Annotated in this window: 14 protein-coding genes; 3 read left to right on the forward strand and 11 right to left on the reverse strand. The window is 48.8% G+C overall.

The features are described 5' to 3' along the window. Window position 1 precedes the first annotated feature (1 nt). From RIF36_RS19500 to RIF36_RS19510, 3 genes are all read right to left on the reverse strand, one after another. On the reverse strand, window positions 2–1168 hold the full coding sequence (locus RIF36_RS19500) for a glycoside hydrolase family 5 protein (RefSeq protein ID WP_350129103.1): 1167 nt from the start codon (window positions 1166–1168) through the stop codon (window positions 2–4). Window positions 1169–1297: 129 nt separating this feature from the next. Then, window positions 1298–1540 (reverse strand): hypothetical protein, encoded by a 243-nt coding sequence (locus RIF36_RS19505; protein WP_350129100.1) that lies wholly within the window; start codon window positions 1538–1540, stop codon window positions 1298–1300. Then, a complete protein-coding gene (locus tag RIF36_RS19510) occupies window positions 1537–1743 on the reverse strand; it encodes a hypothetical protein (protein ID WP_350069900.1) in 207 nt (68 codons plus the stop codon). The genes RIF36_RS19505 and RIF36_RS19510 overlap by 4 nt, the downstream gene beginning before the upstream one ends. A gap of 120 nt (window positions 1744–1863) precedes the next feature. On the opposite strand from RIF36_RS19510, the gene RIF36_RS19515 reads away from it, so the two are divergent. Beyond that, window positions 1864–2637 (forward strand): ThuA domain-containing protein, encoded by a 774-nt coding sequence (locus RIF36_RS19515; RefSeq protein WP_350129585.1) that lies wholly within the window; start codon window positions 1864–1866, stop codon window positions 2635–2637. Between the two features lie 61 nt (window positions 2638–2698). Here RIF36_RS19515 and RIF36_RS19520 read toward each other — a convergent pair whose 3' ends face one another. The 4 genes from RIF36_RS19520 to RIF36_RS19535 form a co-directional block, all read right to left on the reverse strand. Further along, the gene (locus RIF36_RS19520) at window positions 2699–5872 is read right to left on the reverse strand and encodes a WD40/YVTN/BNR-like repeat-containing protein (protein WP_502880859.1); all 3174 of its coding nucleotides are present in this window, start codon (window positions 5870–5872) and stop codon (window positions 2699–2701) included. Between the two features lie 131 nt (window positions 5873–6003). Beyond that, window positions 6004–6447 carry a hypothetical protein gene (locus RIF36_RS19525; RefSeq protein WP_350129094.1) on the reverse strand — a complete coding sequence of 148 codons (444 nt, stop codon included), beginning with the start codon at window positions 6445–6447 and terminating at the stop codon, window positions 6004–6006. 243 nt (window positions 6448–6690) lie between these two features. Beyond that, window positions 6691–7596, reverse strand: coding sequence for a hypothetical protein (locus tag RIF36_RS19530; protein WP_350129091.1), 906 nt, complete (start codon window positions 7594–7596; stop codon window positions 6691–6693). A gap of 48 nt (window positions 7597–7644) precedes the next feature. After that, window positions 7645–8082: a MarR family winged helix-turn-helix transcriptional regulator gene (locus tag RIF36_RS19535; RefSeq protein WP_350069886.1), complete on the reverse strand. Its 438-nt coding sequence runs from the start codon at window positions 8080–8082 to the stop codon at window positions 7645–7647. A gap of 103 nt (window positions 8083–8185) precedes the next feature. On the opposite strand from RIF36_RS19535, the gene RIF36_RS19540 reads away from it, so the two are divergent. Then, window positions 8186–9118 (forward strand): glycosylase, encoded by a 933-nt coding sequence (locus RIF36_RS19540; RefSeq protein WP_350129088.1) that lies wholly within the window; start codon window positions 8186–8188, stop codon window positions 9116–9118. Window positions 9119–9181: 63 nt separating this feature from the next. Here RIF36_RS19540 and RIF36_RS19545 read toward each other — a convergent pair whose 3' ends face one another. Together RIF36_RS19545 and rpiA are read right to left on the reverse strand one after the other, a co-directional pair. Continuing rightward, window positions 9182–10711 carry a M20/M25/M40 family metallo-hydrolase gene (locus tag RIF36_RS19545; protein WP_350129086.1) on the reverse strand — a complete coding sequence of 510 codons (1530 nt, stop codon included), beginning with the start codon at window positions 10709–10711 and terminating at the stop codon, window positions 9182–9184. A gap of 97 nt (window positions 10712–10808) precedes the next feature. Next, window positions 10809–11507: a ribose 5-phosphate isomerase A gene (gene rpiA / locus RIF36_RS19550; RefSeq protein WP_350129083.1), complete on the reverse strand. Its 699-nt coding sequence runs from the start codon at window positions 11505–11507 to the stop codon at window positions 10809–10811. 76 nt (window positions 11508–11583) lie between these two features. Here rpiA and RIF36_RS19555 point away from each other — a divergent pair, with 76 nt between their 5' ends. Beyond that, on the forward strand, window positions 11584–11829 hold the full coding sequence (locus tag RIF36_RS19555) for a hypothetical protein (RefSeq protein ID WP_350129080.1): 246 nt from the start codon (window positions 11584–11586) through the stop codon (window positions 11827–11829). Here the strand turns inward: RIF36_RS19555 and RIF36_RS19560 are convergent. Next, window positions 11807–12496 (reverse strand): SGNH/GDSL hydrolase family protein, encoded by a 690-nt coding sequence (locus tag RIF36_RS19560; RefSeq protein WP_350129077.1) that lies wholly within the window; start codon window positions 12494–12496, stop codon window positions 11807–11809. The two genes, RIF36_RS19555 and RIF36_RS19560, sit on opposite strands and share 23 nt — an antisense overlap. An 18-nt stretch (window positions 12497–12514) precedes the next feature. Then, window positions 12515–15526, reverse strand: coding sequence for a beta propeller repeat protein (locus tag RIF36_RS19565; RefSeq protein WP_350129074.1), 3012 nt, complete (start codon window positions 15524–15526; stop codon window positions 12515–12517). Between the last annotated feature and the right edge of the window lie 74 nt (window positions 15527–15600).

Below are 15600 nucleotides of genomic sequence, written 5' to 3' on the forward strand. Positions count from 1 at the left end.
GCTACACATGCTTTGTTAACAAGTTAAGCAATTTTCTGTCAAGTTTTAGTCCGTACCAGTCCTCATAATCAACATCTTCTCTGCCCGAGTTGAGGATGCCGAAGCTGCCTTTGAACTCCCACAGAGCAAAGCCTATTTGGTTGGTATGCAGGATATCCATTACGTCGCCAAACCAGGCGAGGAACACGTCGTGTGGCGTTTTGTTGTAGCAGCCACATTCGCCACAGTGCACACCCACTCCCTGGTTTTTGAGAGCAATCCATGGTTCATAGAATTTTTCGAGCATTTCCCGGCTCAGGTATTGGTCTCCTACCTGGCCAGGCCATTTTACCTCAGGTAGGTTGTCGATGTCTTTCATGGCCCAGGGTGCCTTGTAGTGTGACACTATGCCTGGTGTATACCCCCGGCAGCTTTGCGCAATGTCGAGATCGGCGATCTCCGGAATAACCGAACTTCCGGTGTTGTTCCCGTCTGCAATAATCAAATGCTTCTTGTTTACACCCTTGATAGCGTTAGATGCTGCTATGGCCATTTTGCGGTAGACATCGCCTGGCACAGGGCCTCTTTTTGAGTGCTGGTCGTTCATATCTTCCCTGTTGCTGGGCTCGTTGAGCAAGTCGAAGCTTATCTTTTTGTTTGACACGTTCTTGAACCGGGTAGCCCAAAATTGCCAGTGGTAGCAAAAGTCGTCAAGCGCCTGCTGGTCTGTCCATAGGTTATACGGCTCATGAAAGCCTGCGTTCACGCAGTAGCCCGGTGCCCGGTGCAGGTTGAGGCTCACATGTAGTTTGTACTTGTGGGCCAGGTACACCAACTCTTCAATTTTATCGGTCGCCTCAGTATCTATGTTGCGAACTTCTTCCGGCAGTATGTTTCGGCTGCGGTCGAATTTAAGATAAGAGGGATACGCCATCGGTATTCTCACAAAGTCAAAACCCCAGTCGGCCATCCACTTAAAGTATTCTTCTTTGGTGCCTTCCCTGGAATTTGCCGGGTTAGGTGAAAAGAAGTCGAGAAGGTTGAAGCCTTTCCACTCAGGTAATTTATTTTTCGGAACGGGGGCAGCCGAAAGATTGAAAGGCGCATTGGTGGCCAGTAAGGCTGCGGCTGCGGCAAGGCTTGATTTTTTCAGGAAATCACGGCGTTGGAGGGAATCGGGGTTGTTCATAGCGGGTGTTTTTTAGTAGTGTTTGACACACTTACTAAATATATCAATTACCCTTATTAAATACCAAAAGGAAATGTTGGACGGCAATCACTACACCGAAATGCAGTAAGAATTTCATTGGCAAGCTTCCTACTCTTGATGATCTGATATTTCAGTCACAACAAATTGATCTCCTTTGAAACGTCCGATTGCTCTGTATTTTTTATTGATCCTGAAATAGTAAATTTCGAGGTGTTTTGGCCGCCTCTTTTTGAAACTGGCAGACTGAAGGTCGCCGTTTTCGAGCAGTAGTTTCGCTTTAATATAGGATTTAACAAGATTTCTTTCCTGAAGATACTGAAGCACTTTTTCAGACTTCTCTACCACCTTCATCTTATATCGATAAAGTCTTCATCATTCATTGTCTCCACCTCTTCCCAATCTTTTTTTCTTTTTTCTGTTACATCTTCCTTCGAAAGAGGGAGAAGTTTTCCGATCTGAAAATTTTCAAGGAGGTAGTCCAATAGATCACCCGGGTCTTCAAAACTTGTTTTCTTCCAGGAGCTATCAGTTTTCTTTATCTTTATAGTGGTCATTCTTGTAGTCTTCTGATTATATCAAAGTAACAAAAAATCATCGAAATAAATTGAAGTACCGAATTCATTCTTGCATCAAACATGTCGACTTACTTTTCAAGCTAAACAATAAAATTGACCGTGAGAGCCGTATTGATTAGCGTACTGCTTAGCGGCTTATTTTCGTGTTCTCTTGATCTGCAGACGAGTCAAGGAAGTGACGAAACTCAATTCAAAGCCCTGGTGCTCTACGAAAACAGTGGTCACCAGCGGGAGTACACCGATGCGGCTGTTCCCTGGCTGAAGCAGCTGGCTACAGACAGCTCATTGGTGATAGACTTCATTACTTCTACTGATAAAATCGACGATGCTTTTTTGGCCAGCTACCAGCTACTTATCCAGCTCGACTATCCGCCTTATGGCTGGAAGGAGGAGGATGCAGCAGCTTTTGTAGCCTACGTTGAAGAGGGCAGGGGAGGTTGGATCGGCTTTCATCATGCAACGCTGTTGGGTGAGTTCGACGGCTATCCTATGTGGCAATGGTTCTCTGATTTTTTGGGTGGGATTAGGTACAAAAACTATATTGCCAGTTTTGCGGCAGCGGAGGTCGTCGTGGAAGCAAATAAACACACAGTGATGACCGGCCTGCCGGGCCGTTTTCCGATAAAAAGGGAAGAGTGGTACGTTTATGACAAAAGCCCCAGACCTAATGTGAGAGTGCTGGCTTCGGTAGACGAGTCCAGCTATTCCCCAGATACTAATGTCAAAATGGGCGACCACCCGGTGGTGTGGGTCAATCCCCAGGTGGCTGCACGCAATGTGTATATTTTTATGGGGCATTCTCCTGTTCTATTCAACAACGAAGTGTATACTACCCTAGTGAGAAATGCCAATTTTTGGGCAGCGGGGAAATGAACAAAAAAACCGGAAAGCTAAGCTCTCCGGTTTTCTTGCTATTTCAATTCAAATTAATGATTTACATGCTTGAAGCATCGCCTTTTTTCAGCATCACGGCTTCTACGCCCTTCTGCTTGGCTTTCTCATTCAGCTGAGGGATGTCGCTGTTTTTGATTTGTTCCCACTTGGTCAGCTGCTCATTGATAGCCGACTCAATTTCTGTTTTCACAGCGATGGTCTGGTCGGTTGGCTTGTAGTCGCTGCTATTGGCTACAGAGCTTAGGTGCCCCAATTTGTTGTTAAGCCTGATGGGGTAGTTCAAAGGATCCTGACCACTGCGGTTTTTGGTTTGGTACAGTTCTTCTTCCACCGCTGTCATCTTTTTGTTGATCTCATTGATCGACTCAACCAGCTCTTTGTAAGCATCCTCTTTGCCCAGTCTGTCTTTCAGGTCATTCATTTGCACACGGGCGGAACGAATGTCCTTAATGGTCTGGTGAGTCTCCGTCATTTTGGCGTTCACTCCCTGGATGAAGTCGAACTGAGCCTGGATGTCGGCCACAGAACCTTCGGTACGTGGGTCTTTCAGGATAGTGAATTCCGTTTCGCTGGTTGTTCCATTGGCAGTGAGCCTGGCTTTGTAGGTGCCGGGCACTGCTTTTGGTCCACTCAAACGAGCTGCCCACATGATCAAGCCATCGAAACCTTCGGGAGCGGAATATTGCATGTTCCAAACAAAGGTGTTGCTACCTTTCTTCACAGTCAGTTTTTCGCCACGTTCTTTCGATACAGTAGAGAACTTCTTGATCAGGTCGCCGTCGGCTTCCATTACTTCCAATGTTACAGTGTCCTTTTCACTGGGTTCGTTCTTTAGTGAATAGAAGAACTGTACGCCATTGTGGTGGTTTTTGCCAGCACCGGAAGGAACACGCCATGCAAAGCCGCCCATGCGGTAGCTGTCTATTGGCTTAAACAGATGGACGTCAGCAGCAGCCACTGTGCTGTTGAGCTGATGCAAAGGTGTTAAATCGTCGATCAACCAGAAGCTTCTTCCCTGGGTTGCAGCAATTAGGTTGTCGTTTTTGATGGTCAAGTCGGTGATTGGCACTGTAGGCAGGTTCAACTGAAACGTCGACCAGCTGGCACCATCATCAAACGAGATGTACATACCTGACTCCGTACCTGCATACAACAAGCCTTTGCGCTTTGGGTCGGCCCTCACCACTCGGGTGAAGTGTGAAGGGTTGATGCCGTTGGTGATTTGCTTCCAGGTTTTACCATAGTCTTCTGTTTTGAAAAGGTATGGCTTGAAGTCACCTATTTTGTATTGCGTACCAGCGAGGTAAGCGCCTCCTTTTGTGAAGGGGTCAGGGTCGATGCTGTTCCACATCACATATTTAGGTGCTGTGGGAGGCGTTACATTTTCCCATGTTTTTCCAGCGTCTTTGGTCACGTGTACCAGCCCGTCGTCAGAACCTGTCCAGATTAAGTCCTTTTCGAAAGGCGACTCAACCGCTGCGAAGATAGTGGCGTAGTACTCAACCGCTGTATTGTCTTTAGTGATAGGGCCACCCGCAGGGCCCAATTTTTCTGGCTCAGCTCTGGTAAGGTCGGGGCTGATAGTTTCCCAGCTTTGGCCTTCGTTGTAGCTCACGTGCAACTGGTTGGAGGTAGTGTATAGCTTATCGCTATTGTGGGGAGAAAAGAAGATCGGGAAGTTCCACTGGAAACGGAACCTCATGCCTTCAGCACCATGGCCCATGGGGTTGTCGGGCCAAACGTTGATGTTTCTCTCTTCGGCCGTGGCGTGATTAACCCTTGTGAGGTACCCGCCGTAGCTACCGCCGTACACAATGTCATTATTGTCAGGGTCAGGTGCAATATGTGCACTTTCACCACCAGCAGTTTCTTCCCAATCGCTTTCTGTTATAGCGCCGCCGTCTACTCTGTGGCGAATTCTTACCGTTGAGTTGTCTTGCTGAGCACCATAGATACGATAAGGGAAGCTGTTGTCGGTGACCACACGATAGAACTGTGAAGTTGGCTGGTTCATGTAGGTTGACCAGTTGTCGCCGGCGTCGAAACTTACCTGCGCACCGCCGTCATCTGCCACTGCAATTCTGTTGTGGTCGTCTGGTGCTATCCAAAGATCGTGATGATCACCATGTGGGGTTTCGTACTCTTCGTAAGTCTTTCCGCCGTCTTTTGACTTGTGAAAGTTGACATTCATTACGTAAACGATGTCTTCGTTTTCCGTGTCGGCATATATCTTAGTATAATACCAGGCACGCTGACGAAGGCTACGGTCGCTGTTGATCAAGCTCCAGTTGTCTCCACCGTCATCGGAACGGTACACACCACCTTTGTCATTCTCTATGATGGCAAACACTCTGTTTGAATTAACCGGCGAAACAGATACGCCGGCAATACCCCAGAGGCCGGAAGGCAAACCTTTATTGGTTGAGATGTTTTTCCAGGTATCACCACCGTCAGTTGATTTCCAAAGGGCAGAGCCTTCCCCGCCACTATCGAAACCGTAAGGTGAACGATTGAATCTCCAGGTAGTGGCAAAAAGTACTCTTGGGTTTCCAGGATCCATCGAGATATCCACGGCACCAGCGTCAGCATTTGCAAACAGCACTTTTTCCCAACTCTTGCCACCGTCTTTAGAACGGTAAACACCCCGGTCTGCTGAGGACTTCCAAATATCACCCAATACGGCAGCGTATACCAGATCAGGGTTTTTAGGATGGATTCTTATTCTCGGAATATGTAGTGCGTTAGGTAGCCCCATGTCTGTCCAGGTTTTGCCGGCATCGGTAGATTTCATGATGCCGAACTGGCCGTCAGAAACGTTGCCACGCACGGTACCTTCACCACCGCCTACGTAGATCACGTTGTTGTCGTATTCGCTCACGGCTACTGCGCCAATGGAGCCTCCGAAGAAACCGTCGGAGATGTTTTCCCAGCGCTGTCCGCCGTCAGTTGTTTTCCAAACGCCACCGCCAGTTGCGCCCATGTAAAAGAGATTAGGCTTGTTGGGCACTCCTGTCACTGTTGCGGCTCGGCCACCTCTGAAAGGCCCAATAGAGCGCCATTCTATGGCAGAATACAGTGATTCGTCAAATTTGGTAGTTGCCGGAGCAGAGCTGCTTCCTCGTCGCTGGCTAAAAGCGTCGGTGGTGCCCATCAGGACAACCAAAGCCAGCAAAAACCCCTGCCAGGGCATTTTTGGGTTGTAAGTCATTTTCATATACAGTTTTCGATTAATTAATGAACCTTAACAAGTAGTAATTGAGGTCAAATTACACCAAGTGCTATTCAATTAAAATACAGAAAGGAGCAGCGAAAATAATGAAGGATGAACGGTGGCGGGGTTATTTTCTACTCTTCCGGGTGGCTGTTTTTCATATCAGCAGCAAAGTAATTTTCCTTAGGCACCTTGTTCCCGTTGAGCCCATTGAGCATGGCTATTTGCCCCACATGTGTCGCCATATCGAGAACCGGGCCTTGCAGTAACTTTTTTACCAGGGAGGCATCCAGCTCTTTTGCTTCTAATACCCTACTAAGGGCAGTCAAACTCTCATTGAATCGGGCAACCTCTTTTTCAAAAGTGAGCTGCGTTGGTGCAGGGCTGTTAAAATGGCCTTCTTCCACCATCATTGTTGCCTTCAAAGCCAAATCCGTCATGTGGTTGATAATCTCATTGGGAGTTCGTGTGTGAGCACTGACTTTGTACTCTCCAAAGCCATCCGAAGTCTGGGCGACGGCCCTTGTCAGCCGATACCTGATCGCAGCCACTGTATGGCTTAGTAGTTCGTTGTTCATACTGCAAAGATGGGATGCAAGAGAAGCAATTTAGGGCTAATTCCTTAAACGTCGATTCGTTTTATGGTTTTGTTAGGGCAAACGCATTTAAAACTATTCAACTTTGAAATTCTTCTTTTTTACCCTAACCCTAAAGGGAAAGAAGAATTTCAAAGCTGTTTCACCCTTTAGGGCTGGGGTGGAAAACAGCTTTGAAAATAATTTATCTAATTTGTTTTAAATGCGCTTGCCCTGGTGGTTTTGTCAAGGCAACGGTTCAATAGCTTTCTTTGGCGAAGTTCTGGCAAAGAGCCACGCCATCACCATGCCAAGTACTGCTCCTGAAAGAGAGGTTTCCAGAAGATGGGCGAGCCTCACAGGTTCGGGCATGATAGGGTTGGGCAGCAGCAGCTGACTGCACCCCACCACAGCAAGCATGAGTCCAAGTACGACTGCCTTTTGCAGCCAACTTCCTGAGATTGAGCGAAACACAAGGAGAGCAATTAATGTCCACAAAACACCTCTTAGTACCTGAAAGGAATATAGATGTGAAGCGACATTCTCTTTCATCATGAACAGGAAGGAAGCTTTTTCGCTACTGCCTGAATAGTAAATGCGAACCTCTTCAAACTGCCAGGCAATGAAATAGCCGGCCAGAAAGTAGATCAAAGGCCAGATGATTATTGCCATCAGTGCTGTCATTGTTAAGGTATTGGAAAAAGGCATTGTCTCACCTTTTGAAACTAGTTGTTCCCCTTTCTTGAAGTTTCCTGTTACCCATACTGCAAGAACGGAAAACAGCATAGAAGAGATTGCACCTCCGGCCACCAATGCCCAAATGCTGTTCAGTTCCATCTTGAGGCTGTCGTTGAACCAAAGCGTTTCGATCTGTGACATAAAATACTGAATGCTGAAAAGCACAAGGGCAAGAGTGAACGCCAATTGCCAGCTCCGACGGTGCGTACTGCGAATGAAGTACATGACAACGGCTGTATTAAGACCGCAAATCAGTACCATGATTGGCAGTCCATCGTCTCCAGACCCGTCTGACGCATTCATCAGATCGCTGGGAAAGATGATATTGCCAAGCATGAGGCCTATGATCCAGAGTACCAACATTAGCACTGATAAGGCGATCCAAATGGCTGTGGTTTTAAAAAAGCTTTTCATTGGGGTAAATAAAATAGTGGGTAATACAACTAATTATATACAGAAAAATCATTCAAAATTTTTTGTTATTTGTTTCAACACTGCCAAACTCACAGCAACGTCTTTCGCTGGTAGGTGCTGCATGGTTTGTAAATAAATCTTACCCGAGGTGGCTACCATTTCCGTCTGCAATTCCTTTCCTTTTTTTGTCAGGTAGATGAGGTTGTTTCGCTTGTCGAGTTGGTTTGGTATTTTAACAATCAGGTTCCTGTTGATCATATTGGCAATAATCCGGGCGATGGTTGTCTTGTCTTTCCTCAATTCATCGGCGATGTCCTGCTGATTGACACCCTCTTTGTACCACAGCAGGGCCAGTACTGAAAACTGTTCAGGTGTAACATCGAATCCATTTTCTTCGAAAGCCATTGTAAGCCTCTTATGTAGCAACTTCGCCACTTCACTGATCTGAAACAGTAGATTCTCTTCCAGAGAATTGGGTGCCTTCATATTGGTTGTATATGCATCTAATGTAAAAGTATAAAAAAGAAGTTCGGGATCAATTATTCTTATTGATGCATAAAATTTAAATTCCTTGCTAATAGTGAAGAGAATGAAAACTTATCAGCCATTAATAGCTATTGCCTGCACGTTTTTGCTGGGTTGCGGCGGATCAAATAAGCAATCGACGGAGGGGAAGGAACAAGAGGAATCGCCTGAATTTCCTTCTGAACTGATTGATTTCAATGCGTACCCAGACAATCCGATTTTTACCGGCACCGGCCAAACCACCTGGGATGAGCACATCAGGGAGCGGGGTTATGTCCTGAAGGAGGATACCATCTACAAAATGTGGTATACAGGCTTCCAGACTGAGAATAAGTCTTTGTCGCTGGGGTACGCCACTTCTGCTGATGGAATCAATTGGGATCGCTATCCTGGCAACCCAGTATTTGATGGGAGTTGGACTGAAGACATGATGGTGATAAAGGTGGACGGTCTTTATCAGATGTTTGCTGAAGGTAGGGGGGATATTGCTCATCGTCTTTCTTCGCCGGACGGTATTCGTTGGACGGATCATGGCTCGCTGGATATTCGGCAAGTGAGCGGAGAGCCACTTAGCGAGGGGCCTTATGGTACGCCAACCGCTTGGCTTGAGAATGGAGTTTGGTACCTATTTTATGAGCGCAACGATTTGGGCATCTGGCTGGCCAACTCCAAAGATATGCAGGTTTGGATCAATGTGCAGGACGAGCCCGTGATAGAAATGGGGCCTGAGGTGTATGATAAGTATGGTTTAGCGGTCAATCAGATTGTCAAGTACAACGGAACGTACTATGCCTACTACCACGGCACCGCCTTTGAGGACTGGCACGAGTGGTCAACCAACGTGGCTGCATCTAAGAATCTGATGCACTGGACAAAGTATGCGGGCAACCCTATTATGGGGGAGAACAGGTCGAGCGGCATACTGGTACCGGATGGTTCAGGGTTTCGGCTGTATACCATGCATGACAAGGTGGAGGTGTTTTTCCCAAATAATTAAAGAGGTTACTCTGTGCAGAAACGCAGAAAGTAACCTCTTTAATCTGATTCGAAAGCAACCTCTTTAATTTAGCTCCATTGTCAAAATCGTCATGCACATTTTGATTCCCTGGCTGATGTTGCCAATGCGGATGTTCTCGTTAGGGTTGTGCTGGTTGTTGTCCATGTTCACCATCGGCACAATAATGGCAGGAATGCCCAGGGTGTTGATGGCTGGAATGATAGGCACCGTGCCGCCCATGGTTCGGATGCTTACTGGTGGTGTGCCGAACTCTTTTGTGATAGCTGCCCTTAGCTTTTGACCAATAGGTGCTTCCATGTCCGTTCTGAAAGCGTTGACAAAGCCGTTGGTTTTGAAAGTCACTATCTTTTGGTTGCTGAGCCGCTCATCGTCTGTCGGCGCTCTGTCCAGCACAAGGAAGCCTTGTTTTTCAATATGCTTTTTGATCTTTTCAAGCTGCTCACCACCGTCTGTTTCTGCCACCAGCCTTACGTCGATGTAGGCAGTTACTTGTTCCGGGATGATCGTTTTTAGACCCGGCCCTTTCCACGAGGTGTCGATGTGGCGGACGTTCAGCGAAGGATACTGAAGCGCTTCCTGGTAGTTGTTGCCTACTTTTTCAGCTTCGTGGATGACCAATCCTTTTCGGATGTCATCGTTGTCGTCGGGTACCTGGCTAAGGAGGGCTTTCACTGCTGGTGTCATTTCGATCCCATCGTAGTAGCCGTCTACCAATACTTTACCATTTTGGTCTTTCATACTGGCTAGCAAATGTGACAGGGTGAAAATGGGGTTGGGCACATAGTTACCATAGTGGCCGCTGTGTTGAGGCAGCTTGGGACCATAAGTGGTAATGCTGTAGGTGGCATTGCCCCGACAACCAAACGTAAGTGTGGGTTCATTGGTAGGGTGAGCAGGGCCATCCATGATGATCATGTAGTCGGCGGCGTAGTCAGCCTTGTATTGGTCGAGGGTGGAAAGAAACGCCTCTGAACCGGCTTCTTCCTGAGGGTCGAGAATGATTTTAATGTTGACGCCTAATTTGGTTTTGGCCTTGTCGAGCAGCTCAACGGCGGTAAGCATCATCATGATCGGTGCCTTGTCATCAGCTGCGGCCCGGCCGAAGATGCGCCACTCGGGGTCAATGGCGCCATCCAGGTTTTTCCAATCGATAGCCGACCAGTTGCCCTGACTATCCAGCTGTTTCAAAACCGGCGTAAAAGGATCTTCCTGGTCCCAGTTGGCAGCATTCACTGGCTGGCCATCAATGTGGAGATAGAACAAGATGGTCTTGGCTTTTTTGCTGACCGTTCTTTCTGCCAGCATCAAAGGAAGGGTAGAAGATTCCAGCATTTTAACTGAGAACTTCTGCTGTTCCAATTCCTTTTTCACCCACTCATAATTTTTGAGAATGCCTTCTTTGTCGGAAGCAATATTGGGCAGGCTGACGAACTCCCGGTGTTTTTTGAGCGTTCCGGGGAGCACTTCGGCGATAGCGGCGTCTACGTTTTTTTGGGCGGCCAGTTGAAAGGTAGCTGCGATGAGCATGCATGCGCAAAATAAGGAGATAGCTGGAAAGCGGGATTTAGTCATGGGTTAGAAAGGGTCGGTTTCGGAAATTGAGAATGTAAATTGGTGCCTTTTTATTCAATCACCCACTACTTTGATGGCCAACGGTTAACTATTGCTGTCAGGAAGACACTACCTCGATGTTATATCCCATAAACAGCCCACTCTCCAGCACGCCCGTTATAAGTTTGATCTCTCTTTCCAGCCCTTCGCCAATATCGTTGAAGCGTACGTCCAAAATGAAATTTCCGTTTTCAGTAATCACTGGGCCGTCTTTGCCGCCAGCCATCCTTAATTGGGTGCTAGTTGCACCCAATGTCAAAAGGCTGCTTTCGACACGGCTCAGCGCAAACGGAATCACTTCCACCGGAACCGGAAATTTCTCACCAAGCCTTTTTACCAATTTAGAGGAATCTGCAAGGATGAAAGTTTTGGGTGAAGCGGCCATGATGAGTTTTTCTTTGAACATGGCTCCACCTCTCCCCTTGATGAGGTTATTGGCAGCGTCTACTTCGTCGGCCCCGTCAAAGCACCAGTCGGGTCGGACGGTGTTGAAAGAAACGGTAGGGATTTGCTGTTGAGTGCAGGTTAATTCTACTTCATGGGAGGTGGGTATGGCTTTGACCTGAAGGCCTTCGGTGGCCACTCGTTTTCCTATTTCGAGGATGGTGAGGTAGCTGGTGGAGCCGGAACCAAAGCCTATCGTTTCGCCGTTTTTGGCATTGGCAGCCACCATTGCCGCCAGCTCAAGCTTCGCCTCCCGGTTGTTGATGTTGGTGCCGAAGTTGAGATTGTTGATTAGTTTGCTGTTCCAGTTCATCTTCTTTTTATTATGTTTCGTACCTACGGCACTTGCCATGCGCTAGAGGCCGTCTCCTTACCGATATGCCGTCCCTATGGGACTGGACTGGTGCCTAAGCTCTCTGACCGATGTGTCGTCCCGATGGGACGGGCTTGCCCGCATCGAGGACGTTACCGGTGTCTCGTCCCGATGGGACTTGGCTGGCGCTATAGCTGTGTTACCGATGTGTCGTCCCGATGGGACTTACTGTGACAACGGCAAATGCCATAGAAGAGAGCTTTCAAAACAACCCAGGTCTGGTACAGTTGATGGTGCCGCTACTTACTTTTCAGTGCCTTAGCAATCGCCGCCTCTGCCAGCGGTTCCATCACGTTGTAGCCCGCTTTAGTGGGATGCACGCCATCTTTAGCCAGTTCCGTAGGTAGTCCGTCTCTATCGTCGACCATGGCTGAAAAATAGTCGACATATACGATCTTGTTTTTGTCAGCATAGGCTTTGATCATTTTGTTGAGGGCCACGATTTTGGGCGCTGGCTCCATGCCTGGCTTCCAGGGGTAATCATAGGCAGGAAGGGTGGACGAAAGCACCACTTTGATGCCATTGGCCTGGGCCAACTCCACCATGGAGTGGATATTGTCGGCAATCATTTCAAGCGTGGAAGGGCCGGTGTTGCCAGCAATGTCGTTGGTGCCTGCGAGGATGATCACCACAGCCGGTTTCAGGTTGATAACGTCAGCACGAAAGCGAACGAGCATTTGTGGGGTGGTTTGTCCGCTGATGCCCCGATTAACGTAGGGCTTTCCTTCAAAAAACTCAGGGTTTACCTTGCTCCAGCCTTCGGTGATGGAATTGCCCATGAACACAACCCTGTTTTCTCCTTTGGACGGTGGTGCCAGGGCCGCATTTTGTTCACGGTATTTGGCAAAGTTGGGCCAGTCCTGGGCGAAAAGCGGATTCGTGGCGACTAAAGAAAATATTAGTACAGCGATAAGTTGAGATTTTTTCATTTGTACAGGTGTGTTTTGCTATTTGATCTTATTTGTTTTCTTAAATGCTGCCCACTCATCTGCCTGTTTGGCTACCACGTCAACATACTGTTTTACTGCTTTCGCTGTCGAAGTAGTGGGCGTCATATCATTTTCCTGAAGGATCGACATCAATCGGCTGAGTCTTCTGTCGGCTCCCATCAGCTCCCGCTGCATTTGGCTTGCCGCAGCTGCCTGCGATTTGCTTTTCCCCTTGCCAGCTTCCAGGTTTTTACTCACCTTTTCCATTTCATCCAGCAGAGCGTGACTCTTTTTCCTCGTTTCGTAGCAGGCCATCGAAAGGAAGAACTGCTTTTGCAGATCCACCTTAGAAGTTTTTACCCTGGGATCCATTTTGATGGTAATTGGCTGACTGTACGATTTTCCGTCCACGGTTAGTTTCACGTTGTAAGTATCGGGCAGCACAAAAGGCCCGTCAGGTTCTGGCGCTGAGTTTTGATAAATGGCAGCAATGGAGAAACGGCCTGGCGTTTCGAGCTGGGTGTAGTGCATGTTCCATTCAAAGCGGTTGAGGCCTGCTTTGCTGGAAAGGATTTTTTGTGGTCTTATCCAATAGTGCGGAAAGTTGACCGGAGGCACCTCATAAGGTTTGTCGTTGCTGGTGTATTTTTTTATCAAAGTGCCATTCAGGTCAAAAACTTCCAGCGACACTTCTGACGCATCGCCAGGTAAATAATAGTTGATGATGGCCCCGTCGGGAGGGTTTTGTCCTGCCGGTTCCTCTTGTGGCAGCGGTGTGTCGGTATTCATGTTCCACCGCACCCGGTAGGCATCCTGGGGTTTGAACAGCACCGGCTGGGTTACAGCTGCCGTCGTCAACTGGCGCAATGGGGTGATGTCGTCCAGGATCCAAAACGAACGTCCATGCGTGCCCACCACCACATCGTCGTCTTTGATCACAAGGTCACGGATGGAGGTGGCTGGCATGTTGAGCCTCAGCGGCTGCCAGTTAGCACCATCGTCGAACGACACATGCACCTGCGTTTCCGATCCAGCGTATAGTAAACCCTTTCTGATGGGGTCTTCTCTCACCACATTGATAGGATCGTTGAGCAAGCCGTTCACGATTTCCGTCCACGTTTTGCCGCTGTCATGTGTTTTGAAAATATGTGGCTTCATGTCGTCGTTGCGAATGCTGTTGATGGCAGCATAGGCTGTTTCCTTGTCGAAGTGACCGGCGTCCATCAGCGAAACCTTTTCCCATGACGTGACCTGGGGTGGTGTAACGTCCGTCCAGGTTTTGCCTCCGTCTTTGGTTACATGAATCAGTCCATCGTCGGTGCCTACCCAAATCACATCACCATCTACGTGAGAAGGAGCCAGTGTATAGATGACACCACGGCGGGGCATGGTTTTCATGCTTTCTTCAGTATAGATACCCACACTTTCTGGAATGTCCCAGGTGGCCCTTGTCAGGTCGGGGCTAATGACGTCCCAGCTGTCGCCGCCGTTTTGGGTTTTGAACACTACGTTGGCGGCGGAGTACAATGTTCTTGGATCTGTAGGGGCAAAGAGAATAGGCATGGTACGGATGTAGCGATAGCCGCCATCACGCACGGGATCTGGCGATATGTTTTGCACCTGACCGGTCTTTTTGTTGTATTTGCTTACCCTGCCACCGTAAATGATGTTGGGGTCAAGGGGGTCGGCGGCCACATAGCCATATTCTTCTACGCCCACCGGATGCCATTCCCGGAAGGTGATCTGCCCATCGTTACCACGGCTGGCAATGCCCACCGAACCGCTTTCCTGCTGACCACCATACACATTGTAAGGAAAGTCGTTGTCGGTGCTGACGTGGTAAAACTGTGCCGTAGGCTGGTTATACCAGCTGCTGAAGGTTTCGCCACCATTAACGGTGATGATGGCTCCCTGATCGGCTGCAATCAAAATGACATCGGGGTTGGCAGGATTGATCCAGATGCGGTGGTAATCGTCGCCACCCGGGGCTCCACGAAATGCGGAAAAGGTTTTCCCGCCATCCACAGACTTCCATGTCACCACGTTAGCTGAATAGAGAACGTCGGGGTTGGTGGGATCGACCTGAATCTCTGCAAAGTCATCGCCACGGCCCCAGGGCCTTGGGTCGTTGTTGATGAGGTACCACGATTCCCCTGCATCATCGGAACGGAAGATGCCCCCTACTTCAGGAGCATTTACGCTGGCATACAATCTTTTGTTGTCGCTCGGTGCTACCGAAATGCCGATACGGCCCAGGCCCTGCTCATAAGTTGGCAAGCCTTTGGCCAGCTTTTTCCAGGTATTGCCGCCGTCGGTTGACTTGTAAAGCCCGCTGTTAGGGCCCTGCCAGGCTGCGTTTTCCCATGGGCCCTGGCGAGCCTGCCACATGGAGGCGTAGACTGTATTTGGATCTTGTGGGTCAATCAGCACCTGAATGGCACCAGTGTTTTCGTCCATGTACAGCACCCTGTCCCAGGTAGCACCGCCGTCAAGCGTGCGATATACGCCACGCACTTCGTTGGGGCCGTAGGGGTGACCGAGTACTGCTGCAAACACCCTGTTTTCATTTTTTGGATCAATATCGATACGACCGATTTGCTGGCTGTCTTCCAGGCCGAGGTGCTCCCAGGTTTTACCGCCATCGGTGGTTTTGTACATGCCGTTGCCCACAGAAAGGTCGGGGCGTTGCAAGCCCTCGCCAGAGGCTACGTAGAGCACATTGGGGTTGGAAGGCGAAACGGCAATGTCTCCCACAGAGCCTGTAGGCTGGTCATCGAAAATCGGCACCCAGGTGCGACCGTAGTCCGTCGTTTTCCATACTCCGCCGTTGTTTACGCCGATGTAGAACACGTTGGGTTGCTGAGGCACGCCCACAGCGCCTACGGTGCGCCCACCCCGGTGCGGGCCTATCATGCGCCACTTCATGTCGCCGAACTTTTCGGGCTGATAAATTTGTGCGAACAGTTGAGTGTTCAGTAGACAAAATATGCCCAGCAAAAGGGCTGCTATTGGTTTCGGTTGGTTTGACATGGCAGATTTGTTTGGTGTCGGAATCTACCAAAAAAGTTGAAAGTGTGACAGAGATACTTGTTGGGTGGGGGGAG

Origin of the sequence: Imperialibacter sp. (assembly GCF_040222815.1) — a bacterium.
Lineage (GTDB): Bacteria > Bacteroidota > Bacteroidia > Cytophagales > Cyclobacteriaceae > Imperialibacter.

What these genes read in the sequence shown, in the direction of transcription:
- RIF36_RS19500 (WP_350129103.1), bottom strand. Translation starts at nt 1,168, where the DNA reads ATGAACAACCCCGATTCCCTCCAACGCCGTGATTTCCTGAAAAAATCA.
- RIF36_RS19505 (WP_350129100.1), bottom strand. Translation starts at nt 1,540, where the DNA reads ATGAAGGTGGTAGAGAAGTCTGAAAAAGTGCTTCAGTATCTTCAGGAA.
- RIF36_RS19510 (WP_350069900.1), bottom strand. Translation starts at nt 1,743, where the DNA reads ATGACCACTATAAAGATAAAGAAAACTGATAGCTCCTGGAAGAAAACA.
- RIF36_RS19520 (WP_502880859.1), bottom strand. Translation starts at nt 5,872, where the DNA reads ATGAAAATGACTTACAACCCAAAAATGCCCTGGCAGGGGTTTTTGCTG.
- RIF36_RS19525 (WP_350129094.1), bottom strand. Translation starts at nt 6,447, where the DNA reads ATGAACAACGAACTACTAAGCCATACAGTGGCTGCGATCAGGTATCGG.
- RIF36_RS19530 (WP_350129091.1), bottom strand. Translation starts at nt 7,596, where the DNA reads ATGAAAAGCTTTTTTAAAACCACAGCCATTTGGATCGCCTTATCAGTG.
- RIF36_RS19535 (WP_350069886.1), bottom strand. Translation starts at nt 8,082, where the DNA reads ATGAAGGCACCCAATTCTCTGGAAGAGAATCTACTGTTTCAGATCAGT.
- RIF36_RS19540 (WP_350129088.1), top strand. Translation starts at nt 8,186, where the DNA reads ATGAAAACTTATCAGCCATTAATAGCTATTGCCTGCACGTTTTTGCTG.
- RIF36_RS19545 (WP_350129086.1), bottom strand. Translation starts at nt 10,711, where the DNA reads ATGACTAAATCCCGCTTTCCAGCTATCTCCTTATTTTGCGCATGCATG.
- rpiA (WP_350129083.1), bottom strand. Translation starts at nt 11,507, where the DNA reads ATGAACTGGAACAGCAAACTAATCAACAATCTCAACTTCGGCACCAAC.
- RIF36_RS19555 (WP_350129080.1), top strand. Translation starts at nt 11,584, where the DNA reads ATGGGACTGGACTGGTGCCTAAGCTCTCTGACCGATGTGTCGTCCCGA.
- RIF36_RS19560 (WP_350129077.1), bottom strand. Translation starts at nt 12,496, where the DNA reads ATGAAAAAATCTCAACTTATCGCTGTACTAATATTTTCTTTAGTCGCC.
- RIF36_RS19565 (WP_350129074.1), bottom strand. Translation starts at nt 15,526, where the DNA reads ATGTCAAACCAACCGAAACCAATAGCAGCCCTTTTGCTGGGCATATTT.